Annotated in this window: 24 protein-coding genes and 1 pseudogene; 14 read left to right on the top strand and 11 right to left on the bottom strand. The window is 59.8% G+C overall.

The annotated features are described in order from the left end of the window. Positions 1–20: 20 nt before the first annotated feature. Genes HNP33_RS15905 through HNP33_RS15890 form a run of 4 tightly spaced genes read left to right on the top strand, consistent with a single transcriptional unit; the run spans position 21 to position 5,363 of the window. A complete protein-coding gene (locus HNP33_RS15905; protein WP_184710132.1) occupies positions 21–1,562 on the top strand; it encodes an FGGY family carbohydrate kinase in 1,542 nt (513 codons plus the stop codon). Then, positions 1,559–3,241 carry a glycerol-3-phosphate dehydrogenase/oxidase gene (locus HNP33_RS15900; protein WP_184710134.1) on the top strand — a complete coding sequence of 561 codons (1,683 nt, stop codon included), beginning with the start codon at positions 1,559–1,561 and terminating at the stop codon, positions 3,239–3,241. The genes HNP33_RS15905 and HNP33_RS15900 overlap by 4 nt, the downstream gene beginning before the upstream one ends. After that, positions 3,235–4,776, top strand: a complete 1,542-nt coding sequence (locus HNP33_RS15895; RefSeq protein ID WP_184710136.1) for an FAD-binding oxidoreductase — start codon at positions 3,235–3,237, stop codon at positions 4,774–4,776. Before HNP33_RS15900 ends, HNP33_RS15895 begins: the two co-directional genes overlap by 7 nt. 17 nt (positions 4,777–4,793) lie before the next feature. After that, complete coding sequence (locus HNP33_RS15890) at positions 4,794–5,363, top strand: glycerol-3-phosphate responsive antiterminator (RefSeq protein WP_184710137.1); 570 nt, start codon at positions 4,794–4,796, stop codon at positions 5,361–5,363. Between the two features lie 148 nt (positions 5,364–5,511). On the opposite strand, the gene HNP33_RS15885 is transcribed toward HNP33_RS15890, so the two are convergent. Beyond that, positions 5,512–6,312, bottom strand: coding sequence for a pseudouridine synthase (locus HNP33_RS15885; protein WP_418903853.1), 801 nt, complete (start codon positions 6,310–6,312; stop codon positions 5,512–5,514). Positions 6,313–6,952: 640 nt separating this feature from the next. Between HNP33_RS15885 and HNP33_RS15880 the strand changes: the two genes are divergently transcribed. Beyond that, positions 6,953–7,141: a hypothetical protein gene (locus HNP33_RS15880; RefSeq protein ID WP_184710141.1), complete on the top strand. Its 189-nt coding sequence runs from the start codon at positions 6,953–6,955 to the stop codon at positions 7,139–7,141. Positions 7,142–7,159: 18 nt separating this feature from the next. Here the strand turns inward: HNP33_RS15880 and HNP33_RS15875 are convergent, their stop codons facing one another. Further along, a complete protein-coding gene (locus tag HNP33_RS15875) occupies positions 7,160–7,888 on the bottom strand; it encodes a Crp/Fnr family transcriptional regulator (protein WP_184710143.1) in 729 nt (242 codons plus the stop codon). A gap of 123 nt (positions 7,889–8,011) precedes the next feature. Between HNP33_RS15875 and HNP33_RS15870 the strand changes: the two genes are divergently transcribed. From HNP33_RS15870 to HNP33_RS15830, 9 genes are all read left to right on the top strand, one after another. Beyond that, positions 8,012–8,266 carry an acyl-CoA-binding protein gene (locus tag HNP33_RS15870; protein WP_184710145.1) on the top strand — a complete coding sequence of 85 codons (255 nt, stop codon included), beginning with the start codon at positions 8,012–8,014 and terminating at the stop codon, positions 8,264–8,266. A 335-nt stretch (positions 8,267–8,601) separates the two neighbouring features. Beyond that, entirely contained in the window at positions 8,602–10,548 is a 1,947-nt protein-coding gene (locus HNP33_RS15865; protein ID WP_184710147.1) for an AMP-dependent synthetase/ligase, read from the top strand. A 25-nt stretch (positions 10,549–10,573) separates the two neighbouring features. Further along, complete coding sequence (locus HNP33_RS15860) at positions 10,574–11,356, top strand: ABC transporter ATP-binding protein (RefSeq protein WP_184710149.1); 783 nt, start codon at positions 10,574–10,576, stop codon at positions 11,354–11,356. 22 nt (positions 11,357–11,378) lie between these two features. Next, the gene (locus tag HNP33_RS15855) at positions 11,379–12,308 is read left to right on the top strand and encodes a branched-chain amino acid ABC transporter permease (RefSeq protein ID WP_184710151.1); all 930 of its coding nucleotides are present in this window, start codon (positions 11,379–11,381) and stop codon (positions 12,306–12,308) included. Positions 12,309–12,324: 16 nt separating this feature from the next. Beyond that, entirely contained in the window at positions 12,325–13,389 is a 1,065-nt protein-coding gene (locus HNP33_RS15850) for a branched-chain amino acid ABC transporter permease (RefSeq protein ID WP_184710153.1), read from the top strand. A gap of 76 nt (positions 13,390–13,465) precedes the next feature. Then, complete coding sequence (locus HNP33_RS15845) at positions 13,466–14,776, top strand: ABC transporter substrate-binding protein (RefSeq protein WP_184710155.1); 1,311 nt, start codon at positions 13,466–13,468, stop codon at positions 14,774–14,776. 115 nt (positions 14,777–14,891) lie between these two features. Then, a complete protein-coding gene (locus HNP33_RS15840; RefSeq protein ID WP_184710157.1) occupies positions 14,892–15,719 on the top strand; it encodes an ABC transporter ATP-binding protein in 828 nt (275 codons plus the stop codon). Positions 15,720–15,884: 165 nt separating this feature from the next. Then, a complete protein-coding gene (locus tag HNP33_RS15835) occupies positions 15,885–17,132 on the top strand; it encodes a phenylacetate--CoA ligase family protein (protein ID WP_184710159.1) in 1,248 nt (415 codons plus the stop codon). 193 nt (positions 17,133–17,325) lie between these two features. Next, the gene (locus HNP33_RS15830; protein WP_184710161.1) at positions 17,326–17,568 is read left to right on the top strand and encodes a hypothetical protein; all 243 of its coding nucleotides are present in this window, start codon (positions 17,326–17,328) and stop codon (positions 17,566–17,568) included. Between the two features lie 96 nt (positions 17,569–17,664). On the opposite strand, the gene HNP33_RS15825 is transcribed toward HNP33_RS15830, so the two are convergent. The 9 genes and pseudogenes from HNP33_RS15825 to ccoS all read right to left on the bottom strand — a co-directional run bounded on the left by HNP33_RS15825 (position 17,665) and on the right by ccoS (position 24,610). Then, positions 17,665–18,072, bottom strand: a complete 408-nt coding sequence (locus tag HNP33_RS15825) for an OsmC family protein (RefSeq protein WP_184710163.1) — start codon at positions 18,070–18,072, stop codon at positions 17,665–17,667. Between the two features lie 231 nt (positions 18,073–18,303). Then, on the bottom strand, positions 18,304–19,035 hold the full coding sequence (locus tag HNP33_RS15820) for a sulfite exporter TauE/SafE family protein (protein WP_184710165.1): 732 nt from the start codon (positions 19,033–19,035) through the stop codon (positions 18,304–18,306). A gap of 168 nt (positions 19,036–19,203) precedes the next feature. Next, positions 19,204–19,506, bottom strand: coding sequence for a FixH family protein (locus HNP33_RS15815; RefSeq protein WP_184710167.1), 303 nt, complete (start codon positions 19,504–19,506; stop codon positions 19,204–19,206). Positions 19,507–19,549: 43 nt separating this feature from the next. Beyond that, positions 19,550–21,007: a cytochrome c oxidase accessory protein CcoG gene (gene ccoG, locus HNP33_RS15810; RefSeq protein ID WP_184710169.1), complete on the bottom strand. Its 1,458-nt coding sequence runs from the start codon at positions 21,005–21,007 to the stop codon at positions 19,550–19,552. Positions 21,008–21,143: 136 nt separating this feature from the next. Next, on the bottom strand, positions 21,144–22,061 hold the full coding sequence (gene ccoP / locus HNP33_RS15805) for a cytochrome-c oxidase, cbb3-type subunit III (RefSeq protein ID WP_184710171.1): 918 nt from the start codon (positions 22,059–22,061) through the stop codon (positions 21,144–21,146). 32 nt (positions 22,062–22,093) lie between these two features. Further along, positions 22,094–22,228, bottom strand: a pseudogene (locus tag HNP33_RS15800) (cbb3-type cytochrome oxidase subunit 3); the annotation flags it as partial. A gap of 11 nt (positions 22,229–22,239) precedes the next feature. Next, complete coding sequence (gene ccoO / locus HNP33_RS15795) at positions 22,240–22,869, bottom strand: cytochrome-c oxidase, cbb3-type subunit II (RefSeq protein WP_184710175.1); 630 nt, start codon at positions 22,867–22,869, stop codon at positions 22,240–22,242. Between the two features lie 15 nt (positions 22,870–22,884). Next, the gene (ccoN, locus tag HNP33_RS15790) at positions 22,885–24,330 is read right to left on the bottom strand and encodes a cytochrome-c oxidase, cbb3-type subunit I (protein WP_184710176.1); all 1,446 of its coding nucleotides are present in this window, start codon (positions 24,328–24,330) and stop codon (positions 22,885–22,887) included. Positions 24,331–24,472: 142 nt separating this feature from the next. Next, positions 24,473–24,610, bottom strand: coding sequence for a cbb3-type cytochrome oxidase assembly protein CcoS (ccoS, locus tag HNP33_RS15785; protein WP_184710177.1), 138 nt, complete (start codon positions 24,608–24,610; stop codon positions 24,473–24,475). Between the last annotated feature and the right edge of the window lie 9 nt (positions 24,611–24,619).

Here is a 24,619-nt window from a genome sequence, read left to right as displayed (position 1 = left end):
ACAAGAAGAGGAGACAGGCAATGGCCGACAACGACGTTATTTTGTCCATCGATGAAGGCACTTCAGGCACGCGCGCAGCTTTGGTGGGAAGAGACGGCCTCGTCTTCGGCCAAGACTACATTCCGCTGGATGTGTCGTGCCCGCGTCCGGGAACCGTTGAGCAAGACGCAGATGTTTTGCTGGAGAAGACGCTGCTGGTGTGCCGCAGGGTGATTGCACAAGCACAGGCGAGCGGAAAGCACATCGTAGCCATGGCCATTGCCAACCAGCGCTGCTCGGCGGTGCTGTGGGATACCTTGACCGGCAGGTCCCTCGCTCCCGTCATGGTCTGGCAGGATTCAAGGCACCGGGAAGAGCTGGCAGCCCTGTCCTCCCGCTGGGATTCGACCCTGGTGCAGTATGCGGGGCGGCCTGCGGGTGTCCGCTCGCCCTATCTGTGGGCCCGGCACAAGCTGCGAGAGGTACCGGAGATTGCCCAGGCCTACCGGGAAAAGCGCCTGGCATTCGGAACCATCGATACCTGGTTGCTGTGGCACCTTTCTAAGTCGCGCGAACTGGTCACGACGCCGACGAACGTGACTTCAGGCAATGCATACATCCTGCGGGAACACCGGTATCTGAACTCCTGGCTGGATGCGCTGGAGTTTCCACAAGAATTGCTACCCAAGCTCCGGGAGGATGCAGACGATTTTGGTGTCACCCGGCATGAGCTCCTGGGTATCGAAGTACCCATTCTTGCCTGTGCAGGCGACCAGCATGCTGCTGCCATCGGTCTGGGTTGCCTGGAGCGCGGGCAGGCCATGTGCGTGCATGGCACGGGCAGTTTTGTGGATGTTCTGACAGGCACCACGCTGGCGCCACACGATGGAGCGCATGAGAGCTCCCTGACGATGACCGCAAGAAGAGCGAACGGACTGTCTCGCTTCGCCATCGAAACCTATGTGCCCACCACGGGCTCGGCCTTGAACTGGATATGCGAGAAGCTTGAATGGTTCAGCGACCCCAAGCAGATCAGTGAATTGGCCAGCAGCGCAACCACGTCTCCAGACCTGCTGTTCGTGCCTGCGCTGACGGGGCTGCGCATTCCCTCGATGGAGCCCGCAGCCCGGGCATCGGTGCTCGGAATATCGATGGCAACCTCCAAAGCGGAGCTGGCAAAAGCCATTTTGGAGGGTATCGCGCATTCGGTGACCTCCTGCATGGAGGCCAACCAGCAGGCGTCTGGCACCCGCGTATCGGAGCTGCTGGTCGGCGGTGGCTTGGCCGGCAGCTCTACCTTGTTGCAGATACAGGCCGACCTGATGGGTATGCCCGTGCGGCGCCTGGCCGAAACCGATAAAGCAAGCCTCAGAGGAATTGCCTTCCTGGCAGGGGCATCCGGCCTGCTGTGGGATTCGCTGGAAGAGGCTTGCGCCACCTTGAAGACAGACGCTGTCTTCGAGCCGCAGATGGGCGAGGACGAACGCGCCCACCGCCGGGCGATCTGGCATGCACGCGCGGCCGACGAGCTGGCCCACGCAAGAAAGTACACACGTCTTGAACCAACGGAGAAAGCAGCATGATAGGTTGGCCAACAAACCTATATGGCAAGGACAGCGCCGAATTGACATTGACCGCCCCGCTGCGGCTGGAGCGTGCCGAGCAACTGGCACAACTAGGCGGTGAGAAATTCGACCTGCTGGTGATAGGCGGCGGCATCACCGGCTCCTATGTCGCACTGGACGCCAGCCTGCGCGGCTACCGGGTCGCGCTCATCGAGAAAGATGATTTCGCCTCGGGAACATCGTCCAAATCGTCCAAGATGGTTCACGGCGGACTGCGCTACATCGAGCAGGGAAACCTGGGCCTGGTTCGCCATTCGCTTCTGGAGAGGCAGCGCCTGCGCCGCAACGCCCGTCATCTCGTTCATCGGCTGCCGTTCCTGTTTCCCGTGATGGAGCGCGAGGGCGTTTTCGACAAAAAACTGGCCAAGGCCTTCAACAGCCTGCTGTGGACCTACGATTTTGCCGGTGGCTGGCGCGAGGGAATCCTGCACCAGAAACTGTCCAAGGCCGAAGTGCTCTCGCACTGCCCGACTTTCCGCGAAGACCACCTCATGGGCGGATTCATGTACTTTGACGCGCGGGTGGACGATGCGCGCCTGACCTTGACGGTTGCCCGAACCGCCGCATTCCACGGCGCGACCGTCGTGAACCACTGCAAGGCGGTTTCGCTGACGCGCAATGAAAACGGCAAGGTCGACGGCGCCATCACCCAGGTGGATGGCAAGGAGATCCGCGTGCAAGCCCGGTCGGTGGTGATGGCGACTGGCGTATGGCTGCGCGATTGGGATGGTCGAAAGCATGGCCAGGAAGCCAGGCTGCACGTCCGCCCCGCCAAGGGCGTGCACGTCGCCATTCCGTGGCTGAAGATCCGCAACGACTGCACGGTCACCATTCCGGTGCCGGGACGCAGCAGGCGCGCCACCATCACCCGCTGGGGCAACGTCTCTTACCTGGGCACGACGGATGAAGATTATGAAGGCAGCCTGGACGATGTGCACTGCACACGCAAGGAACTCGATTTTCTTCTGGAAGGCGCGCGCTCGGCTCTCAAGACCGACCTGCAGCCAGAGGATGTGGTCGGCAGCATTGCCGGATGCCGCCCGCTGGTCGGGCCAGCCGGCGGGAAAACCGTCGAGATGAAGCGCAACCACGAGATCCATGTCGCCGAGGACGGGCTCGTCACCATCGTGGGCGGTAAGCTGACCACCTCTCGCCACATGGCAGAGCAAACGGTGGACACGGTGGAAAAACAGCTCGGGCGGCGCAAGCCATGCAGCACAAAGTCTGCATTCCTGCTGGGCGCTGCAGGCTACGACTCACAGGCCATCACGGCCACTGGCGGGCTCTCGGCGCATCTGGGTGAGCGCTACGGAACGGAGGCTCGGTTTGTCAGCGACATCATGCAGCCCCATCCGGCCCTCCTCAAGCCCATTGTGGAAGGGCTTGCGTACACCGAAGCGGAAGTCGTCTATGCGGTGCGCCACGAGATGGCAAGAACGGTGGAAGACGTGCTGTCCCGCCGCATGCGAGCGCGGCTCATGGCACGCGACGCATCCGCCTTGGCCGCAGCGCGCGTGGGCGAAATCCTGCAGGCCGAACTCCAGCTGAACGCAAACGACATTTCGGAACAGGTGGCCGCATACCGCCACTCTGTTGAACGTGAAAAATCCATTCTTATGGGAGATATCCAATGCTGAGCAAAGATGCAATCAAACGTGGCTACAACCGTCGCAACTACGTGGTGGGCGCCCATACCCCACCCGCCTATGCGGCAGGCATCACCGAGTTCGGCGGTCCGGCAGGCCTTCAGCGCGATCCGGTGCTGGTAACCCAGGCGCAGGTAGAAGCGCTGCAGAAGGTCGCGGACAAGGTAGAGACCGCCCGCGAAGCCGTCATCGCAGGAACGCGCGACTGGTGGGCTCGCACGATGGTTGCAGAGACTTCCGGGCAGCCCGCCACACCAGATGCAGTCATCGTTCATGCCTCTCAAGTCGCGCAAATCCAGGCCGTGATGCGCATCGCCAACGCGCATGGCATTCCAGTGACCGTGGCAGGTGGTCGCAGCAACGTCACCGGCGCGGCGCTTCCTGTGCGGGGAGGCATCGTCCTGGACATTTGCCAGCTCAACATGCTGGTCGATTTTGACGAAGTCAGCCAGGTTGTGAATGTGGAAGCAGGCATGTTCGGAGACGTCTTTGAGGAGACCATCCAGGGCCAGTTCAAAATGACCATGGGCCACTGGCCTTCGTCCTTCGGCATCAGCACCGTGGGAGGCTGGGTTGCCTGCCGAGGTGCTGGCCAGCTGTCAACCCGGTACGGCAAGATCGAGGACATGGTCTATGGCATGGATGTGGTGCTCGCCGACGGCAGCCTCATCACCGTGGGCGGATACCCGCGTGCAGCCATCGGCTCCGACCTGCAGCAGCTGTTCATCGGCTCCGAAGGCACGCTGGGCATCATCGTTCGCATCCGCTTCAAGCTGCACCGCCTGCCTGACTATGGCAAAGCCATTGCCTACGAATTCAGCACCTTCGCACAGGGCCTGGAAGCCTGCCGCCAGATCATGCAGCAGGGCGCCAACCCCGCCGCACTACGCCTGTACGACGCGCTGGAAAGCGGCGTGCAGTTCAATCGCCCCACAACCAATGTGCTGATGATTGCCGACGAAGGTGCACCGGAAATGGTCGACGCCGTCATGCAGATCTGTGAGCGCGTGTGCAAGGCCACCGGCACCGAACTGGACGGCGCAGCCATTTTGGAGCGCTGGCTGGACACGCGCTACCTCACCGGCAAAAGCGCGGAAGGCTTCAAGAAAAGCCCCGGCTTTGTCGCCGATACCCTGGAGATGTCTGGCTGCTGGCGTGATCTCCCCGCCATTTATGACGAGGTGGTCAAAGCCATCGCATCGGTGCCTGGCACGCTTGCAGGCTCGGCCCACCAGTCGCATGCGTATGTCGACGGTGCATGCCTGTATTTCTCGCTGCGCGGCGAAGTCGAAGTGGGCAAGCGGGCCGACTGGTACCGCGCCGCCTGGGATGCGGCCAATGCAGTCATACTTCGTTACAATGCCACATTGAGCCACCACCACGGCGTGGGCCTGCTGCGTGCGCCTTACATGGCTGAATCGCTGGGCACCGCATTTTCATTGCTGCAGCTGACCAAGAAAATGCTCGACCCCAAGAATCTGCTCAATCCGGGCAAACTCGGTCTGTCCGACGAAGTAACGCCTTAACCGAAACGATTGCCAGCATGGACCGCTCCCTGGGCGCAAGGCTCGCCAGATACCCCGTCATGGCAACCCTCTATGGTGCCGAGCAGATGGCTGCGTTTCTGGCCAGCGATGCCGAAGTTGCCATCGTCGCGAATATCGAGCTGCGAAAGCTGCGCCTGGTGGTCTCCACGATCACCAAGGCGGACAAGCTCGCCATCGTGAACATCGACAGCTGCGACGGGATATCGCAGGACAAGGGCGCTGTGGACTACCTGGTCGATATTGGTGCCAGCAGCCTGCTGTCCACCAGAATGGCGACCATCCAGCGGGCCAACAAGGCGGGCCTGCTCACCATGCTCAAGGTGTTCGTGACCGACCGGTCCACCTGGCCGCGCAGCGTCAAGGCTATCGAGCAAAGCGATCCCAACCTCGTTCAGATCATGCCAGCGCCCATGCTGGCGCACATCTCCAAGGCCGAGAAGCAATCCATGCCACCCATTGTCGCGTCCGGCTTCATCTGCAACCACGAGCACGTGGCACTGGCACTGCGCTCAGGCGCGTGCGCGGTATCCAGCAGCGATGCGGAGCTGTGGAGCCGGGCTTCTTGACACCAAGCAGCCCATTCTGTGTGCCCAAGAAGATAAAAAGAGAGCTGATTGCGCATCGGTATTGGGTTTCAAGCGTTTTAGACCTGAAAGCCCATTCCGCTCTGCGCAAACAGCTGCGCTTCACCGAATCCTCGGTTTGCTGACTGGCTCAGAAGCCTTCATTCGCGCCCAGATAGCGCCACTGCCCCACCGGCAGATTGCCCAGCGTGACCTTGCCGATGCGAATGCGCTTGAGGCCCACCACATGCAGGCCCACCGCTTCGCACATGCGGCGAATCTGGCGCTTCTTGCCTTCGCGCAGTACAAAGCGCAATTGCTCGGGGTTCTGCCAATCCACCTCGGCGGGCAGCAGTGCCTGACCGTCCAGCGACAGGCCATGGCGCAGCAGCGCCAGCTTGTCTTGCGGGAAATGGCGTTCCACATCCTTCTCCACCGCGCCGTACACCACCCGCACCAGGTATTCCTTGTCCACCTCGGAGTCTTCGCCAATGATGTGCTTGGCGATGCGGCCGTCCTGCGTCAGCACTAGCAGGCCGATCGAATCGATGTCGAGTCGGCCACAAGGCGCAAGGCCCTTGAGCTGGCTGAAGTTGAAGCGCGTCTTGCTGCGGTCTTCGCGCCAGTGGTTGGGCGGGTTGATCAGCACCACGGCAGGCTCGTGGCCATCTTCTGCCTGGCCGCTCACGTAGCCCATGGGTTTATTGAGCAGAATGGTGACCTGCTGGGCCTGCTGCTCCTGCGCCGCGCGCTGAATCTCGATTTTGTCGGTCAGGTTCACCAACTGGCCCATCGTGGCGACCACGCCGTTGACCAGCACCCACCCGTTCTCGATCCATGCATCGCCCTCGCGGCGCGAGCACATGCCCAGATCAGACAGGCGCTTGTTCACACGCACCTGGCCTTCAGCCTTGAGCTGCACATTCTGCGCCTGGGCGGTCGCCGTCTGCATGGTGCGTGGCGTAGCATCTGCCCGCCATACATTGGCTTTCGTGTCGCTGCGGGCCGGTTGCGCGGGGCGAAAGCCATCGCGCGGGCGATCAACGCCCGCAGGCTTGCCTGTGGCGCCCCGTGTACTTCGGGGACCGCCATCCCCTGTAAATCTGCCGGATGCACCGCCCCGTCGCACACCACTCTCGGCATTAGCGCCAGCATTGCTGCGCGGCGCTCCAGCCGACCTGCGCGCGACAGGTGCCGGCGCCGGCTTGCTGCTGAGCGTCAGTTTTTTGCGGCCTTCGCCCTCAGGCAAAGAGGATGCGGGCGATGAAGAAGGGGCAGGGGCATTTGGCATAGCCCGCTATTGTCGCGCTAATCCCATGCCTGGCCGCTCCGCACGGCCTTGTTGCCGCCCTTGCGCGGCAAGTGCGCTTACATTTTTCCGGGGTTCTTACGGGAAAAGCGCCCTACTCGCCCGATTGCTTCTCCCACGCCAGACTGGGCCTACGGCGTGCGAGCCGCAACCAGCATGAACAGAAGCGTCGCGCCCCAAAAAAGCAGTTGCAAGCAGATATGACGAATGCAACAGTGCCGCTTTTGACCTTCCGGCAGCGGCGTAGCATGAAACTTCGTTTGACAAAAATTGGAGAAACACCATGAAATGGATTTCCCTGTGTGCGATGCTGGCCTGTGCAGCGGCTGTCAGCGGCTGCGACCGAGGCCCTTCATCCGTACCCACCCCTCGCGCCACACCCGGCACCATGCCCGCACCCGACACTGCGGCCCCTGGCACTCCAAGTACCGGCCCAGGCTCCGCACCCGGCGCTCCAGAAAGCAAGCCCTGAACAACGCTACCCTGCTGCTCACGCGCGCTCGGGGTTGACGAACCAGCCCTTGCCGCGCAGAGCCTGCAGGTTGAGCACGCGCAGGCCGCCATATTCAATGCGGATCGCGCCTTGTTCCTGCAGTGCTGCCAGCGCCTCGTTCACACGTTGGCGAGACAGACCCACCAGGTAAGCCAGCTCCTGCTGGGTAATACGCAGCACATCGCTCACGCCGGGGTAGAGCACCGGATTGAACAGCGCCGCCAAGGTACGTGCAACACGCTCTTCGGGCCGGTTGAGGCGATCAATCTCGCGTGCCGAGATGAACTGCGCCAACCGTTCGTTGAGCTGATGCATCATGAAGCGGTTGAAGCCCAATGAATGGTCGAGCAGCCAGTGGAACGTATCCACCGGAATGCCACCAATCGTGCTTTTGCGCAGCGCCTGGATGTCATAGCGGTAGGGCTCACGCTTGAGCGCAGTGCCTTCGCCGAACCAGCCACTGCGTGGCATGCCTGCGAAGGTCATGGTTCGGCCCTCGCTGTCTTCGGCACTCATTTTGAGCAACCCTTCGATCACGCCGAACCAGAAGGTAACCGGGCGCCCGACCCGGCATACATATTCACCGGGCTCAGCTTCCGTCACCACCAGTTGCCGCACGGCGTGGTCGCGCTCCGCAGGCTGCAGAACACGCAGCCAGGGGATACCCGCCAGTTCGTCAGGGCTGGGGGCACGCCGACGTTGGTACAGGGACGCAGTGACAGTCATAGGGCGCAAGATTGCCGCAGAGCCTGCAGCATTCCTATAGGGAACGCACTAGTGTGCGAGGCTGGTTTGTCGCTTGCGCGCCAGCTACACTGACGCCCAGCTTTTGATTGCATTGGAAATACCATGACCGATTTGAATACCGCCTTTGAAGCCGCCAAGGACAACGCGATGAACCTCAGCGAGCGCCCCGACAATCAGACCCTGCTCAAGCTTTACGGCCTGTACAAGCAAGGTGCCGTTGGCGACAACAATGAACCGAAGCCTGGATTCACCGACTTTGTTGCGTCTGCCAAATGGAATGCCTGGAACCAGCTCAAAGGCACGGCGCAGGATGATGCCAAGCAGCAGTACATCGATCTGGTGAAATCGCTGGAGTAAACACGCACCAGCTCCAAGCAACGGCCCGAGGGCCGTTTTTTTTACCCCCAGCATCACCTATTACCCGCAAAGCGCTCGCATCCAAGCAAGAGCACATTGCAGTGTGGTCCGCAGGAGCGTATTTGCTTCTGCGTTACATCAAGACGGCATGCATTCAGCCGGGCTTTTCTGCTACCACAACCCGCCATTCATCACAGGTAAACACCGAGAGTGCTTTCCCTAGGATTGTCGTCATAAAGACAAAATAACGTCAAAGCTACTTCTACATTCCGTTTCAACAACGACGTGTGCTTTCAAAGCATGCGATCCAATAAAAACGGTTCAGGAGACGGCACATGTCCACTACCTTTCCCAAGCTCTTGCTGCAGCATGCCGCCAGCCGGCCGCACGACGCTGCACTGCGCGAGAAGGAATACGGCATCTGGCAAAGCTATGACTGGGCGCATCTGGCAGCCCTGGTCTCGCACATCGCAGCGGGCCTCGCGCAAGCAGGCCTCGTGCGAGGAGAGCATCTGGTACTGATCGGTGCCAACCGCCCCCGCCTTTATGCCACCATGCTGGCAGCGCAATCGCTGGGCGCGATTCCCGTGCCGCTGTACCAGGACGCCGTTGCTGCGGAATGTGTGTTCCCCTTGAACAATGCAGAGGTGCGCTTTTGCCTGGTGGAAGACCAGGAACAGGTGGACAAGCTGCTGGAGTTGCGCGAGCAATGTCCGCTGATCAGCCACATCTTCTACGACGATCCACGTGGACTGCGCAACTATTCGGAGCAGGGCCTGGCATCGCTCGACAGCCTGATTGCCACCGGCAAGGAATACGTCGACAACCACCCTCAGTGGTTTGAGGGGCAGGTGCATGCCACGCAAACCGAAGACGTGGCCGCAATGTTCTTCACCTCGGGCACCACGGGCAACCCCAAGGGCGTGGTGCACACCCACAGCTCGCTGCTGGAGAGCGCTTCTGCAGGCGCCGAATTCGAAAAGCTGACCAGCAAGGAAGAAGTGCTGGCCTACCTGCCTCCGGCCTGGATCGGCCAGAACATCTTCAGCTATGCGCAATGGCTGGCCTGTGGCTATGTGGTGAACTGCCCCGAATCGAGCAGCACCGTCAACATCGATCTGAAGGAAGTCGGCCCCACCTACTACTTTGCGCCGCCCCGTATTTTTGAAGGCATTCTGACCAGCGTGATGATCCGCATGGAAGATGCAGGCCTCATCAAACGCAAGATGTTCCACCACTTCATGGAAGTGGCCAAACGGGTGGGCCCCGCCCTGCGTGATGGCCAGCGCGTGAGCCTGATGGACAAGATCAGCTACCGGCTGGGCGACTGGATGGTGTTTGGCCCCTTGCGCAACAACATGGGTTTCAGCCGGGTGCGCGTGGCCTATACCGCTGGCGAGGCGATCGGGCCTGATCTGTTCACCTTCTTCCGCTCCATCGGCATCAACCTCAAGCAACTGTACGGATCGACCGAAACTGCCGTGTTTGTCTGCATCCAGCCGGACAACCAGGTGTTTGCCGACACGGTGGGCAATCCGATCCGCGGCGTCGAGATCAAGATGGCGGACAACGGCGAAATCCTGGTCAAGTCCAAAGGGCTGCTTAAGGAGTACTACAAGAACCCCAAGGCCACGGCCGAGGTGCTGAGCGAAGACGGCTGGTACCACACCAGCGACGCGGGCTTCATGGACAAGAGCGGCCAGCTCAAGATCATCGACCGCGTCAAGGATGTGGGCCGCTTGAAGGGCGGCGCCAACGACGGCGCAATGTTTGCACCCAAGTATGTCGAGAACAAGCTCAAGTTCTTCCCCTTCATCAAGGAAGCGGTAGCACTGGGTGATGGCCGCGAAAAAGTCTGCGCGATGATCAACATCGACTTCGAGGCCGTGGGCAATTGGGCCGAGCGCCAGAACCTGCCTTACGCGGGCTACACCGATCTGGCGCAAAAGCCCCAGGTCTACGCACTCATCAAGGATTGCGTCGAGAAGGTCAACGCCGATCTGGCAACCGACGCCATGCTCGCTGGCAGCCAGGTCACGCGCTTTCTGGTGCTTCACAAGGAGCTCGATGCGGACGATGGCGAGCTGACCCGCACCAACAAGGTGCGCCGCGGCTTCATCGCCGACAAGTACGGCGTGCTGGTCGAGGCGCTGTATGCCGGCCGCACGGAACAGTTCATCGAAACGCAGGTGAAGTTCGAGGACGGTCGCACCGGCAGCGTGAGCGCCACCTTGAAGATCGACGACAGCAAGACCTTCACGCCCGTGAAGTCTGTTGCCTGAAGCCATTGCCGAGAGAAAGCCACCCATGAGCAAAAAAATCGGTGACGTCATTTTGGACATCCAGAACATCAGCCTGCGCTTTGGCGGTGTGAAGGCGCTGACAGATATCTCCTTCAACGTCAAAGAGCACGAGATCCGCTCCATCATCGGGCCCAACGGCGCGGGCAAGAGCTCCATGCTCAACTGCATCAATGGCGTCTATACGCCCTCGGAAGGCTCCATCACCTTCCGCGGCCAGACCTTTGCGCACATGAACAGCCGCCAGGTGGCAGAGATGGGCGTGGCCCGCACCTTTCAGAACCTGGCGCTGTTCAAGGGCATGAGTGTGATCGACAACATCATGACCGGCCGCAATCTCAAGGTCAAAAGCAACATCCTGATGCAGGCCTTGCGCATCGGTCCCGCGCAGCGCGAGGAAATGCAGCAGCGCGAGTTTGTCGAACACATCATCGATTTTCTGGAAATCCAGGCGTACCGCAAGACGCCCGTGGGCCAGTTGCCCTACGGCCTGCAAAAGCGGGTGGACCTGGGGCGCGCGCTGGCCATGGAGCCGCAAGTGCTGTTGCTGGATGAACCGATGGCGGGCATGAACGTCGAGGAAAAGCAGGACATGTGCCGCTTCATCCTGGATGTGAACGACGAATTCGGCACCACCATCGTGCTGATCGAACACGACATGGGCGTGGTGATGGACATCTCGGACCGCGTGGTGGTGCTGGACTACGGCAAAAAGATCGGCGACGGCGCACCCGATGAAGTGCGCGCCAACGAAGACGTGATTCGCGCCTACCTCGGCGCAGGCCACTGAGCACAGGTTCCAGGAGCGAAGCATGGCATTTTTTCTCGAAACTCTGTTTGGCGGCCTGATGGTAGGCATGCTCTATGCGTTGATTGCGCTGGGCTTTGTACTGATCTTCAAGGCATCGGGCGTCTTCAATTTCGCCATGGGGGCCATGGTGCTGTTTGCAGCCCTGGCCATGGCGCGTTTTTCCGAATGGATTCCCAAATGGCTGGGCATGGAGCCGGGCTTTGTCAGCATTACGTTGGCACTCGCAGTGGCCATGGCCATCATGGTGGGCGTGGCCTGGCTGATCGAACGCTTTGCACTGCGCTACCTCGTCAACCAGGAGCCCATTGCCCTGCTGATGGCCACCCTGGGCATCGCCTATTTCCTGGACGGGCTGGGGCCGCTGATCTTCGGTTCGGCCGTGTACAGCATCAACGTGGGCATGCCCAAGGATCCGATGTTCGTGCTGGAAAACATGTTCCAGGGCGGTGTGCTCATCAGCCAGGAAGACCTGTATGCCGCCGCCATCGCCGCCGTGCTGGTGGTTGCCTTGAGCATCTTTTTCCAGAAGACCAAGACCGGCCGTGCACTGCGTGCCGTGGCTGACGACCACCAGGCCGCGCAATCCATCGGCATTCCGCTCTCTCGCATCTGGGTGATTGTCTGGTCGGTCGCAGGCTGCGTAGCCCTGGTGGTGGGCATCATCTGGGGCAGCAAGCTGGGCGTGCAGTACTCGCTGTCGCTCGTGGCACTCAAGGCCCTGCCGGTGGTGATTCTGGGCGGCCTCACATCGGTGCCCGGTGCAATCGTCGGCGGCCTGATCATCGGCATTGGCGAGAAACTCTCCGAGGTCTACCTGGGCCCCATGGTGGGCGGGGGCATCGAAACCTGGTTTGCCTATGGTCTCGCGCTGTGCTTCCTGCTGTTCAGACCACAAGGCCTCTTCGGCGACAAAATCATCGACCGCGTGTAACTGGAGATTCTGACCTATGTTTTATCGTGAAAATGGCCAGTTCAAGACCAGCTACGCGGCCGACCAGCAAATCTTCCCTGTTCTGCAAGACAAGTGGGCCATCGTTGCCATCCTGCTAGTGGCCTTTCTGGTGGTGCCCTTCACCTTCAGCAACTACACCTTTCAGGCGGTGCTGATTCCCTTCCTGATCATGTCGCTGGGCGCTATCGGCCTCAATATTCTGGTGGGCTACTGCGGCCAGATTTCACTAGGCACGGGCGCCTTCATGGCGGCAGGGGCCTATGCGGCCTACAACTTCCATGTGCGCTTTGAAGGCATGCCGCTCATTCTGTCGCTGATTGGCGGGGGTTTCGTCGCCATGTTGATCGGCGTGCTGTTCGGCTTGCCCAGCCTTCGCATCCGGGGCCTCTATCTGGCAGTCGCCACGTTGGCTGCGCAGTTCTTTGTCGATTGGCTCACCAGCCGCGCAGCCTGGGTCACCAACCACTCTTCTTCGGGCTCGGTGAGCGCAGGCAAGCTGTCGGTGTTTGGCATGGCCATTGAAACCCCGGTGCAGAAATACCTGTTCTGCCTCGCCATTCTGTGCGTGCTCGGCCTGCTGGCCAAGAACCTGGTGCGCGGTGCCGTAGGCCGCGAATGGATGGCCATGCGCGACATGGACGTGGCCGCCAGCGTGATCGGTATTCGCCCCATGTACGCCAAGCTCTCGGCCTTTGCCGTCAGCTCTTTCATCGTGGGCGTGGCGGGCGCGCTCTGGGGCTTTGTGCATCTGGGTGCATGGGAGCCTGCGGCGTTCAGCCTGGACCGTTCGTTCCAGTTGCTGTTCATGATCATCATCGGCGGCTTGGGCTCCATCGTCGGCAGCATCTTCGGCGCGGCTTTCTTCGTGCTGCTGCCCATTTTTCTCACCCAGGTACCGCACTGGCTGGGCCTGCCGATCTCCACCGCCACTGCCACCTATCTGGAGCACATGGTGTTTGGCGCGTTGATCGTGTTTTTCCTGATTGTCGAGCCGCACGGATTGGCCAAGCTGTGGGCCACGGCCCGCCAGAAGCTGCGTCTGTGGCCTTTCCCCCATTGATCCGTTTTCAGCAGAGCAACGCAGAGTGTTCGTGACAGGGGTAATCAGTCCCCAACAACCCAAAGGAGATAGAACCATGTCTTTCAAGAAAGCTGTTATCGCCGCTGCCACCGCAGCGCTGGGTATGGGCGCACTGGTTGCAGCCCCTGCCGCGCAAGCCCAGGAGCAGTTCGTGCCGCTTCTGGTGTATCGCACCGGCCAGTTTGCACCACTGGGTATTCCGTGGGGCGACGGCAAGCAGGATTACCTCAAGCTCGTCAATGCCAAGGGCGGCATCAACGGCGTGAAGATTGCCTTTGAGGAATGCGAAACCGCCTACGACACGGCCAAGGGCGTGGAATGCTACGAGCGCTTCAAGACCAAGGCGGGCGTCTCCAGCTTTGACACACAATCGACCGGCATCACCTTCGCAGTAAGCGCCAAGGCCCCAGGCGACAAGATGCCTGTCGTAACCCCAGGCTACGGCCTGTCGCAGTCTGCCGACGGCCGCGCCTTTGAGTGGAACTTCCCGCTGCTGGGCAACTACTGGACCGCTGCCGACTCGATGATTCAGGACATCCTGAAGAAGGAAAAGGGCAATCTCAAGGGCAAGAAGATCGCGCTGGTCTACCACGATTCTCCGTATGGCAAGGAGCCCATTCCGCTGCTGCAGAAACGCGCGGCCAAGGATGGTTTCGAGCTGATGCTGCTGCCGGTGACTGCCCCCGGCGTGGAGCAAAAATCCACCTGGCTGCAGATTCGCCAGAACCGCCCAGACTATGTGCTGCTGTGGTCTGCAGGCGTGATGACGCCTACGGCCGTGCGTGAGGCGCAGGCCACCGGCTACCCCCGCGAGAAGATGTACGCCATCTGGTGGGCAGGCTCCGACCATGACGTGAAGGACATCGGCGCCGGCGCCAAGGGCTACAACACCGTCACCATCCACAACACTGCCGAGCGCGACAAGGTGCACGACGAGGTCAAGGCCATGCTGTACGACAAGAACCAGGGCACGGCATCGGACGCCAAGGAACTGGGCCAGTTGGCGCACACCCGCGGCATGATGATTGCCATGCTGCAGGTGGAAGCCATCCGCGCCGCACAAGAGAAGTTCGGCAAGGGCAAGGTGATGACCAGCGAGCAGGTGCGCTGGGGTCTGGAAAACCTGAATCTCACGCAGGAACGCCTCAATGAGCTGGGCTTTGGCAAGATCCTGCGTCCGTTCAAGACCAGCTGCGAAAACCACCTGGGCGCCGACTGGTCGCGCATTGCACAGTGGGACGGAGCCAAGTTCACCGCAGTCTCCGACTGGTACCAGGCAGACAAGAGCCTGATCGATCCACTGGTCAAGGAGTATGGCGAGAAGTACGCCAAGGAAAAGAACCTGCCGATTCGCAGCTGTAACTGAATCGCGCAGCCATAGCTGGTAGCGCTTGTCTGGCATTTTTTCAAATACATTTCGGTTTGAAATTATTGCCAGACAAGCGCAGACAGCTCCATTTTCAATAGCAAATGGTGAGGCCATGAGCACATCCAATCCCGCATCTACCGCAGCGCCGCTGCTCGTGGTCAACGGCATCGAGGTCATCTACAACCATGTGATCCTGGTGCTCAAGGGCGTGTCGCTTTCCGTGCCGCAAGGCGGTATCGTTGCCATCCTGGGCGGTAACGGCGCGGGCAAGACCACGACGCTGCGCGCCATCTCCAACCTGCTCAAGGGCGAGCGTGGCGAAGTCACCAAGGGGAGCATCGAGCTTGATGGCGAACGCATCGAAAACCTCTCGCCGTCCGACCTCGTCAAACGTGGTGTGGTGCAGGTGATGGAAGGCCGCCACTGCTTTGCGCATTTGACGATCGAAGAAAACCTGCTGACCGGCGCCTACACACGCACCAGCAAGGGCGAGATCGCCGCCAATCTGGACAAGGTCTACAACTATTTTCCGCGCCTCAAGACCCGGCGTACCAGCCAGGCGGCCTATACCTCGGGCGGCGAGCAGCAGATGTGCGCCATCGGCCGCGCCATCATGAGCAATCCGCGCATGGTGTTGCTCGATGAGCCATCGATGGGCCTGGCACCGCAGATCGTCGAAGAAGTCTTCAACATCGTGCAGGATTTGAACCAGAAGGAAAAAGTCACCTTCGTGCTGGCCGAGCAGAACACCAACATGGCGCTGAAGTACGCCGACTATGGCTACATCATGGAAAGCGGCCGCATCATGATGGATGGAGCCGCCAGCGACCTGGCCAACAACGAGGACGTGAAGGAGTTCTACCTGGGCATGGGCGGGGGAGAACGCAAAAGCTTCAAGGACGTCAAGAGCTACAAGCGCCGCAAGCGCTGGTTGGCATGAAGTACCTCCTGAGCCGCTGCGCGCCTTCCCCCTCTCTCTGCGCGCCTCGCGCCATGGGAGCGGGGCGACACCCTCGGTGCGGGGCGGCCCTTCCTCGGTCTCTCGCATATCGGGATGCGCCAGTTTTATAGGCCACGCCCTCCACCTTCATTCACAGGATTTTCCATGAGTGCCTTCTACGACGCGCTGGAGACGCGCACACCCCAGGAACGCGAAGCGGCACTGCTCGCCGCACTGCCGCGCCAGATTGCGCATGCACAGCAGTATTCCAGTGCATTTGCCGCCATCCTGCAAGGTGTGGACGCTGCGGATATCACCAGCCGTGCAGCATTGGCGCGCCTGCCCGTCACCCGCAAGCATGAGCTGCTGGAGCGTCAAAAATCCGAGCGCTCCCGCCATGCCTTTGGTGGCTTCAACGCCATCGGCTTTGGCAAGGCCATGCCGCGCATGTTTGCCAGCCCCGGCCCAATTTACGAGCCCGAAGGCAGTCGCCCTGATTACTGGCGCATGGCGCGCGCCATCTACGCCGCGGGCTTTCGCGCGGGCGAGCTTGCACACAACAGTTTCAGCTACCACTTCGTGCCTGCGGGCTCGATGATGGAATCAGGCGCGCAGGCGTTAGGCGCTACGGTGTTCCCTGCGGGTACAGGCCAGACCGAGCAGCAGGTGCAGGCCATGTTGGATCTGCAGCCCCATGGCTATATCGGTACGCCCAGTTTTCTGAAAATTATTCTGGAAAAGGCGCAATCTCAGGGCCAGAAAATTGCATCGCTGACCAAGGCACTCGTCTCCGGCGAAGCCTGCCCGCCGTCGCTGCGCGACTGGTTTGCCAGCCAGGGTGTAGCAGCCTACCAGTGCTATGCCACGGCCGACCTGGGGCTGATCGCCTACGAAACCAGTGCCCGCGAAGGCCTGGTGCTCGATGAAGGCGTGATTGTCGAAATCGTGCGCCCCGGCACTGGTGACCCGGTGCCCGAAGGCGAAGTGGGAGAGCTGGTGGTCACCACCTTGAATCCCGACTATCCGCTGATCCGCTTTGGCACGGGCGACCTGTCGGCGGTGCTGCCCGGCAACTGCCCCACAGGCCGCACCAATACCCGTATCAAGGGCTGGATGGGCCGCGCCGACCAGACGACCAAGGTGCGGGGCATGTTTGTGCACCCCGGCCAGATCGCCGAAATCGTCAAACGCTTTCCTCAGGTGGAAAAAGCCCGCCTTGTGGTGACCGGCGCCATGGCGAACGACCAGATGAGTCTGCAGGTGGAAACACGCGAGCTGGGCATAGGCCTTTCCGAACAGATTGCAGATGCCGTGCGCGAAGTCACCAAACTGCGCGCCGAAATCGTCCTGTTACGCCCGGGTGAATTGCCCAATGACGGCAAGGTGATTGAAGACGCGCGAAGCTACGATTGAAATGCGCTCAAGCGCGGTGCAAGTGTTGAGGCATTTGCACACTGCAATCGTCGACAGCTTCTTACACATCGCAGTCTTGGTGCTGTGGTAAAAACAATGCATGCGGCTGTGGTCGCCCTTGGGGTGGCGCAAGCCGCATTTTTGTGTGTTAGCCGCCGGTGCGGTGCCCCTCATAGCAAAGGAGAGACAACCTATGACGACTGAACACTCCCACAACTATCCGGAAAACTTCAAAGCCCGCGTGGTAGGCAAGGTGGAACATCGCATTGGCGACGGCCAGCTTGAAACGATCCCCGAGAACCTCGATGTCGATGTGGCCACGGCCATTGCCAGCTTCGTGTTGTCGTGGGAATCCGAAGGCCAGCCAGTGATCGTATCCTTGTCCAAGCCGGAGTTCGAATACCACGTGGACAATGGCAATATCCTGGTGAAATAGAAAACCACTGCGGACAATTGAGCCATCCAATCGCAGGCGTCTCGCTCACTGGCGAGGGTGGAGACGCCTTTTCTATGGCCTGATGACAACGGCGCGCTATACCAGCAAGGTTGTAATGCGCACCCCACCTTCCAGCAGCTTGTGCACGGGGCAGGCATTGGCAATCTGCAGCAGCCGTTCGCGTTGCCCATCATCGAGCTCGCCAACAATGCGAATCCGCCGTTCGATGGCATTGGCACTGCCTGCGGCTCCTGCGCCCTGGGGGTTGAGCTGCAAATCCACCTCCACATGCTGCAGCGGCCATTGCTTGCGCTGCGCATACATCTGCAGGGTGATGGTCGTGCAGGCTCCCAGCGCGGACAACAAAAGCGCCGACGGCGTGGGTGCGGTTTCCCCACCGCCAAGGCTTGCGGGCTCATCTGCGTACCAGAGATGACCCTGAGGATTGCTGAGGGAGACGCGAAACGGTGTGTCGCTGCTTTGTGCTTGTGCGCTGTGGGTCATGAAAATGCTCTACAGGTGAATCGAGTTCAATGGTCGCAGCCGTCTTTCAGTGACGACGAACTATTTGTAGCTGAAAACGAAAACCTCCGCGCGGTGTCTGAAAACACGCCCGCCCCTCGCTGGTCACTTCTGTCCGTTTTGCCACTCCAACAGGCAGCTCTGCCGAAATAAGTCCATCGCAGCCTTAAAGACAGGCGCTCTGCCCGATACCGTTCCAAAAGCGGGGCGTAATCAACACCACAGGCGCGGTGCCTCGCGCAATGCATGAGCCCACAGTGCCCACCCGCTCATTGCCACCAATGCAATACCCGCCAGACGCGCACCAAGCTCCTGCCGCCATGCGCTCAAACGGCCCTGCACATGGCGCAATAGCCAGGGAGCTGCCAATAACCACGCGGTGCTGCCCAGGCCAAACAGCACCATCGCCAAAGCGCCATCAAACATGCGGCCTGTAAGGCCAGCAATGGCAGCAGCCGAATACAGAAGGCCGCAAGGAAGCCCCGCCCACGCCAGGCCCGCCACCCCAAGCCGCGCAGGTGTTTGCAGCCAGTGCTGTACGCGCGAACCCAAGGGATAGAGTTTGCGCGCCAGCCAATCGGGGGGCCTCGCGCCCCACAACAGCAGGCCCATCCCTATCAGCAGCACAGCCAACTGAAACAGCGCCCACAAAGGCCTCAATGCCTGTGACCATTCCACGAATTGCGCCAGCCCACCCACCACGCTGCCAGCCAATGCACCCAGCGCTGCATAGCTGAGCAAGCGCCCTCCGTGCAAAGCCAGAACCCGCGAGAGAGATGGCCTTGCAATCCGCGTTGCGCCCGCACGCAAAAGGGGTGTAGAGGCAACTGCACCGGATTCTGGCTCCGGCAAGGTGCTGGCACATGTCAGTCGTGTGCAAGGCACCCCGCACATCGCCACACAGTGAAAGCCCCCCGTCAATCCCAGCGCCAGGCAGGTAGTCATCACGCCGATCAGCATGCCTCAGCCCCTGTCAGGCACTGTCGGCCTTGGCGTTTGATTGATGCATGCGGGGCCCTGATGCATGTGCCGGCTTGGCTGATCGAGCGGCAGCGGCAATAGAGCGACAAGTTCTGTCATCACATCCTCCGTCGCCGCTTGGCTCCTTGTATCTCAGTCATGGGACTTTTCACGGGCAGAAGCCGCAGGTGCAGGTGCTGACGGAGTTGCCGCATGGTTGCGCCCCTGTACGGCTGGCGTCAGCGATTTCTCTGAATGCTTGAGCTCCTGGTTGACGCGCAAGCCGTTCTGGTAATAGTTGGAATCGATGACAGGGTCTTGTCCATGCACAGCAATCCAACCGGTGACAAAACCAGCGATCACGACCGTGACAGGGCCGGCAATGAGCAGCCACACATGACCAAACTTCCACCAGGGCGCGGCAGGCACGGGAGACGGGGGCGTCGCAGCAGTCATGACAGGGCTCCTGTACAGAATATTGGAATGAAAAACATGGCGCTCATCGCGGTACCAAAAACACTGACTTCTCGTTTACCGATTCAGATGCAGCACCGTCTTCGGCCCGCACTTCAAAATGGAAGGGGTGTGATCCGGCGGGCAGGCTGCCATAAGGGATCTGCAGCCGCACCGCCACCCAGCGTGCCTGGGCCGGAGCCACTTGCGTGGTGGATTCGGAAACCACCTCCAGACCAGCCAATCCACTGGCAGTAATGCGGTAGCTACGCGCCGCCTCAGTGGCGTTCATGATCTGCAGGCGATATACGTTTTCCAGCTTTCCGCCTGGCGCCAGACGCGCCAGCGCAGCACGATCACGTACTACGTCCACCTTGAGCGGAGTGCGCAAATACAGGCTGGACACCATGGCGATCGTCAGTACCGCAAGCACGCTGGCATAAATCAGAACGCGCGGACGCAATACGCGGCGCAGCATCTGCGTCTTGTTCCAGCCATTGGTCATGGCATTCTGGGTGGCAAAGCGGATCAGTCCGCGCGAGTAACCCACCTTGTCCATGACATTGTTGCAGGCATCCACGCACACGCCACACCCAATGCACTCGTATTGCAGGCCATCTCGGATGTCAATGCCTGTAGGGCATACCTGCACGCACAGCTTGCAGTCAATGCAGTCCCCCAGGCCCTGGGCACGAGGATCCACTTTTTTTGCACGGGGCCCACGCGGCTCACCGCGCAAGCTGTCGTAGCTGACAATGAGCGTGTCCTTGTCGAACATGGCGCTTTGAAAGCGCGCGTAGGGACACATGTACTTGCAGACCTGCTCCCGCATATAGCCCGCGTTGCCATAGGTGGCAAAACTGTAAAACAACACCCAAAAAATTTGCCAAGACCCTTGCAGCGCCATCAGCTCGGCCGCCAGTGCCCGAATGGGAACAAAATATCCTACAAAGGTGAAGCCGGTCCAAACCGCAATGGCAGCCCACAGCAACTGCTTGAGCGCCTTCTTGCGCAGCTTTTCAAATGTCCAGCGACCTTGGTCTAGTCGCAGGCGCGCACTGCGGTCGCCTTCGACCACCTTTTCTATCCAGAGAAACAACTCGGTATAGACCGTTTGTGGGCAGGTATAGCCGCACCACAGACGCCCCGCCACCGCCGTAAACAAAAAAAGTGATAGCGCGCTGATGACCAGCAATGCGGTCAGGTAAATGAAATCCTGCGGGTACAGGACCAAGCCAAAAAGATAGAAACGCCTTGCCCCAAGATCAAACAAAACCATGGGCCGGTCGCCCCAGGTCAACCAGGGCAGGCCGTAATACAGCAGTTGCGTCAACCACACCATGGCCCAACGCCAGCGTGAGAGCACGCCGGTGATGGAGCGGGGGTATATCTTCTGCTGCGCCGCGTACAGCGCGTCTGAACTCTCTGCCTGCGCAGGAACTATAGGAATGGCACGGTACGCCCCCGTGCGCGGCTTATCTTCTGAAGGAGGCTGCGAATTCATACAAACTATGGGCTTGGCGACGAGATTCCATCCAAACCCTCTGCCAGGGCCACAATAAATCGCTTGCCCTGGCTACCCACCGGAATTTCTCCGGTAGCGTTGAAAATGACGGACACCGACTGCTTACGCAATGGTTTTACTTGGCAGCTCCTCCCTGGTTGGACAAACTCCAGACGTAAGCCGTAAGCACTTTGATCTGTTGCTCGGTCAACTTGCCTTCTTGAGCAGGCATCTGATTGGTTCGCCCGTTGTTGACGATGGAGACAATGGCCTGCTCGCCCCAACCATGCAGCCACACCTGATCGGTCAAGTTGGGAGCACCAATGGCTTGGTTGCCTTTGCCATCGACTCCGTGGCATGCGGCACAGGCCGTGAACTTGGACTTGCCAAGGTGTGCTCGCAACGAATCATGCGGGCTGTTGGAAAGGCTCATCACATAGTGCGCCAGATTGCGCACATCGTCAGCCGTTCCCACGGCAGCAGCCATCGGAGGCATGCTGCCATTGCGGCCCTTGTGAATGGTTTCCGAAATCTGCTCGGGCAAGCCACCATAAAGCCAATCGCTGTCAGCCAAGTTGGGGAAGCCCTTGCTGCCGCGCGCATCCGATCCATGGCATTGCGCACAGTTGTTCATGAACAGGCGCTCACCGATGCCCATGGCCGCTCCGTCCTGGGCCAATGCCTGTGTGCTCATGGCATCAAAGCGTGCATAAACAGGCTCCAAGGCCTGGTTTGCCTGCTGAACCTCGGCTTGGTAGCTCTGGGCCGAACTCCATTTTCTTTCACCAGCGTAGCTGCCCAAGCCCGGGTATAGCGCCAGGTAAGACAAGCCAAACACAATGGTGATGACAAACAGCCCCATCCACCACAGCGGCATGGGATTGTTGGCTTCGGTCAGATCTTCATCCCATACATGCCCCGTCGTGCTGTCCTCGCCCTTGGAAACCACCTTCTTTCGGGCAGTCAGAAAAAGCAGAAGTAGACATGCAAAAATACTAAGCAGCGTGATGGCCGCCACATACCCGGACCAAAAATTGCTGGTGAAATCGCTCATTTTTGTCCCCGCTCAACTTGTGATGGCAGGGCCTCGTCATCAAAAGGCAGCATGGCGTCTTCGTCGAAACGGACGCGGTTGTTTCTGCTGTATGCCCAGCGCGCAATGCCTACAAAACAGGCGAGTGAGGCCAGGGTAAAGAAGATTCTTAAGTCGTTGATGTCCATCGGAAGCTCCATTACTTCAATGCACGGCCCATCACCTGCAGATAGGCCACCAGCGCGTCCATCTCGGTCTTGCCCTTGAGCTCCTCGGGAGCCGCATTAATCTCGTCGTCCGTGTAGGGAACCCCGACCTTGCGCAATGCGCGCATACGAGGCGCTGCATCGGATGGATCCACGGTTGTCGCCTGCAGCCAGGGATACGCTGGCATATTGGATTCGGGCACCACATCGCGCGGATTGTTCAAATGCACGCGATGCCACTCATCGCTGTATTTGCCGCCCACACGGTGCAGATCAGGCCCCGTCCGTTTGGAGCCCCATTGGAACGGATGGTCGTATACGAACTCGCCAGCCACTGAGTAATGGCCATAGCGCAGTGTTTCGGCCCGGAATGGACGGATCATCTGCGAGTGGCAGTTGTAGCAACCTTCACGCAGATAAACATCACGCCCGATCAACTGGGTGGCCGTATAGGGCTTGAGACCTGCAACCGGTTCGGTCGTGGATTTCTGGAAAAACAGCGGAACGATCTCGACCAAGCCACCAACCGCAACAACCAGGACGATCAAGATGATCATCAGGAAGTTGTTGGTTTCAATACGCTCGTGGCTAAAGCCCTTGCTTGTAGTTTGCTCATTGCTCATGGTGTCGTACCTTGATCAGGCGTGTGCCGCTTGCGGCGCAGGAATGGCGACCCGGATGGAACGCCCCGAGATCACCGTCATCCATACATTCCAGAGCATCAGCAGCATGCCGCTCAGGTATAGAAGACCGCCCACCGCACGAATGACATAGAAGGGATAGGTGGCCTTTACGCTTTCGACGAAGGTATAGGCCAAAGTGCCATCGGCGTTAACTTCACGCCACATGATGCCCTGCATTACCCCAGCAATCCACATAGCGGCGATGTAGAGAACGATGCCTACCGTGCTCAGCCAGAAATGCAGTTCGATGGCGCGAATGGAATACATCTTTTCACGGCCAAACAGGCGCGGAATCAGGGCATACAGCGAACCCATGGTGATCAGCCCTACCCATCCGAGTGCACCTGCATGCACATGGCCGACCGTCCAGTCGGTATAGTGGCTGAGTGCGTTGACTGTCTTGATCGACATGAGTGGTCCTTCGAAAGTGGCCATGCCGTAGAAGGACAGCGAGACAATCAGGAAGCGCAGGATGGGGTCGTCACGCAGTTTGTGCCAAGCACCCGACAAGGTCATGATGCCGTTGATCATGCCGCCCCAGCTGGGTGCCAGCAGGATCAGCGAGAACACCATGCCCACCGACTGCGCCCAATCCGGCAAGGCGGTGTAGTGCAGATGGTGCGGGCCCGCCCACATGTAGGTAAAGATCAGTGCCCAGAAGTGCACGATGGACAGCCGGTAGCTATATACCGGACGGCCTGCCTGCTTGGGAATGAAGTAGTACATCATGCCCAGGAAGGCGGCTGTGAGGTAGAAGCCCACCGCATTGTGGCCGTACCACCATTGCACCATGGCATCCTGCACGCCCGCATAAGCCGAGTAGCTCTTCATCCAACCCGATGGGATGGCTGCACTGTTCACGATGTGCAGCAGTGCAACGGCAATGATGAAGGCTCCAAAAAACCAGTTGGCCACATAAATGTGGCGTACCTTGCGGATGCCCACGGTTCCAAAGAACACAATGGCATACGCAACCCAGACAAGGGTGATGAGCAAGTCGATGGGCCATTCCAGCTCTGCGTATTCTTTGCCCTGTGTGTAACCCAGCGGCAGACTAATGGCAGCGGCCACAATGACTGCTTGCCAGCCCCAGAAGGTGAAGCTGGCCAGCTTGTTGCAGAACAGACGGGTATGGCCGGTACGCTGCACAATGTAGTAGCTGGTGGCAAACAGCGCGCATCCGCCAAAGGCAAAAATCACGGCATTGGTGTGCAATGGACGCAAGCGCCCGTAACTCAGCCAGGGAATACCTGCACCAATCTCTGGCCAAGCCAGTTGTGCAGCAATGAACAGCCCTACAGCCATGCCAACCACACCCCAGACCACTGCCATGAAGGCGAATTGGCGAACTACGGTGTCGTCGTAATGGGTGGTGCTGGCTTGTGAAGAAGTCGCAACCATTTTGTCCCTCATTGACAGGTCGGAAGCTCGGCTTGCCATGGCATCCATGGACAGTAGGCATGCTTATTCAGCACAATTAATTGAATCCGGCCTTCCTGATCGATAGTGTTCGCTTTTGGGACTCCAGACCCTTTGATTTGCCTCAAGAGTCATGCAGGATGCGTTCGCCTTCTGGCTCCATGTTCTCGAATTGGCCACTGTGGACGGCCCACCAGAGCGCCGCCACGACCGCCAGCACCAACAGCACCGACAGCGGAATGATCAGATAGAGGATGTCCATGAGTATCTC

It is taken from the genome of Comamonas odontotermitis, from assembly GCF_014207855.1.
GTDB classification, from domain to species: domain Bacteria; phylum Pseudomonadota; class Gammaproteobacteria; order Burkholderiales; family Burkholderiaceae_C; genus Comamonas; species Comamonas odontotermitis_A.
The sequence above is the reverse complement of the archived record's forward strand: the minus strand, read 5'-3'. Positions and strand labels throughout refer to the sequence as shown.

What these genes read in the sequence shown, in the direction of transcription:
- HNP33_RS15885 (WP_418903853.1), bottom strand. Translation starts at nt 6,312, where the DNA reads ATGCAGACGGCGACCGCCCAGGCGCAGAATGTGCAGCTCAAGGCTGAA.
- HNP33_RS15860 (WP_184710149.1), top strand. Translation starts at nt 10,574, where the DNA reads ATGAGCAAAAAAATCGGTGACGTCATTTTGGACATCCAGAACATCAGC.
- HNP33_RS15900 (WP_184710134.1), top strand. Translation starts at nt 1,559, where the DNA reads ATGATAGGTTGGCCAACAAACCTATATGGCAAGGACAGCGCCGAATTG.
- HNP33_RS15905 (WP_184710132.1), top strand. Translation starts at nt 21, where the DNA reads ATGGCCGACAACGACGTTATTTTGTCCATCGATGAAGGCACTTCAGGC.
- HNP33_RS15825 (WP_184710163.1), bottom strand. Translation starts at nt 18,072, where the DNA reads ATGACCCACAGCGCACAAGCACAAAGCAGCGACACACCGTTTCGCGTC.
- ccoS (WP_184710177.1), bottom strand. Translation starts at nt 24,610, where the DNA reads ATGGACATCCTCTATCTGATCATTCCGCTGTCGGTGCTGTTGGTGCTG.
- HNP33_RS15870 (WP_184710145.1), top strand. Translation starts at nt 8,012, where the DNA reads ATGACCGATTTGAATACCGCCTTTGAAGCCGCCAAGGACAACGCGATG.
- HNP33_RS15850 (WP_184710153.1), top strand. Translation starts at nt 12,325, where the DNA reads ATGTTTTATCGTGAAAATGGCCAGTTCAAGACCAGCTACGCGGCCGAC.
- HNP33_RS15830 (WP_184710161.1), top strand. Translation starts at nt 17,326, where the DNA reads ATGACGACTGAACACTCCCACAACTATCCGGAAAACTTCAAAGCCCGC.
- ccoP (WP_184710171.1), bottom strand. Translation starts at nt 22,061, where the DNA reads ATGAGCGATTTCACCAGCAATTTTTGGTCCGGGTATGTGGCGGCCATC.
- HNP33_RS15820 (WP_184710165.1), bottom strand. Translation starts at nt 19,035, where the DNA reads ATGACTACCTGCCTGGCGCTGGGATTGACGGGGGGCTTTCACTGTGTG.
- HNP33_RS15875 (WP_184710143.1), bottom strand. Translation starts at nt 7,888, where the DNA reads ATGACTGTCACTGCGTCCCTGTACCAACGTCGGCGTGCCCCCAGCCCT.
- HNP33_RS15815 (WP_184710167.1), bottom strand. Translation starts at nt 19,506, where the DNA reads ATGACTGCTGCGACGCCCCCGTCTCCCGTGCCTGCCGCGCCCTGGTGG.
- ccoG (WP_184710169.1), bottom strand. Translation starts at nt 21,007, where the DNA reads ATGAATTCGCAGCCTCCTTCAGAAGATAAGCCGCGCACGGGGGCGTAC.
- HNP33_RS15890 (WP_184710137.1), top strand. Translation starts at nt 4,794, where the DNA reads ATGGACCGCTCCCTGGGCGCAAGGCTCGCCAGATACCCCGTCATGGCA.
- HNP33_RS15865 (WP_184710147.1), top strand. Translation starts at nt 8,602, where the DNA reads ATGTCCACTACCTTTCCCAAGCTCTTGCTGCAGCATGCCGCCAGCCGG.
- HNP33_RS15895 (WP_184710136.1), top strand. Translation starts at nt 3,235, where the DNA reads ATGCTGAGCAAAGATGCAATCAAACGTGGCTACAACCGTCGCAACTAC.
- ccoN (WP_184710176.1), bottom strand. Translation starts at nt 24,330, where the DNA reads ATGGTTGCGACTTCTTCACAAGCCAGCACCACCCATTACGACGACACC.
- ccoO (WP_184710175.1), bottom strand. Translation starts at nt 22,869, where the DNA reads ATGAGCAATGAGCAAACTACAAGCAAGGGCTTTAGCCACGAGCGTATT.
- HNP33_RS15880 (WP_184710141.1), top strand. Translation starts at nt 6,953, where the DNA reads ATGAAATGGATTTCCCTGTGTGCGATGCTGGCCTGTGCAGCGGCTGTC.
- HNP33_RS15840 (WP_184710157.1), top strand. Translation starts at nt 14,892, where the DNA reads ATGAGCACATCCAATCCCGCATCTACCGCAGCGCCGCTGCTCGTGGTC.
- HNP33_RS15845 (WP_184710155.1), top strand. Translation starts at nt 13,466, where the DNA reads ATGTCTTTCAAGAAAGCTGTTATCGCCGCTGCCACCGCAGCGCTGGGT.
- HNP33_RS15835 (WP_184710159.1), top strand. Translation starts at nt 15,885, where the DNA reads ATGAGTGCCTTCTACGACGCGCTGGAGACGCGCACACCCCAGGAACGC.
- HNP33_RS15855 (WP_184710151.1), top strand. Translation starts at nt 11,379, where the DNA reads ATGGCATTTTTTCTCGAAACTCTGTTTGGCGGCCTGATGGTAGGCATG.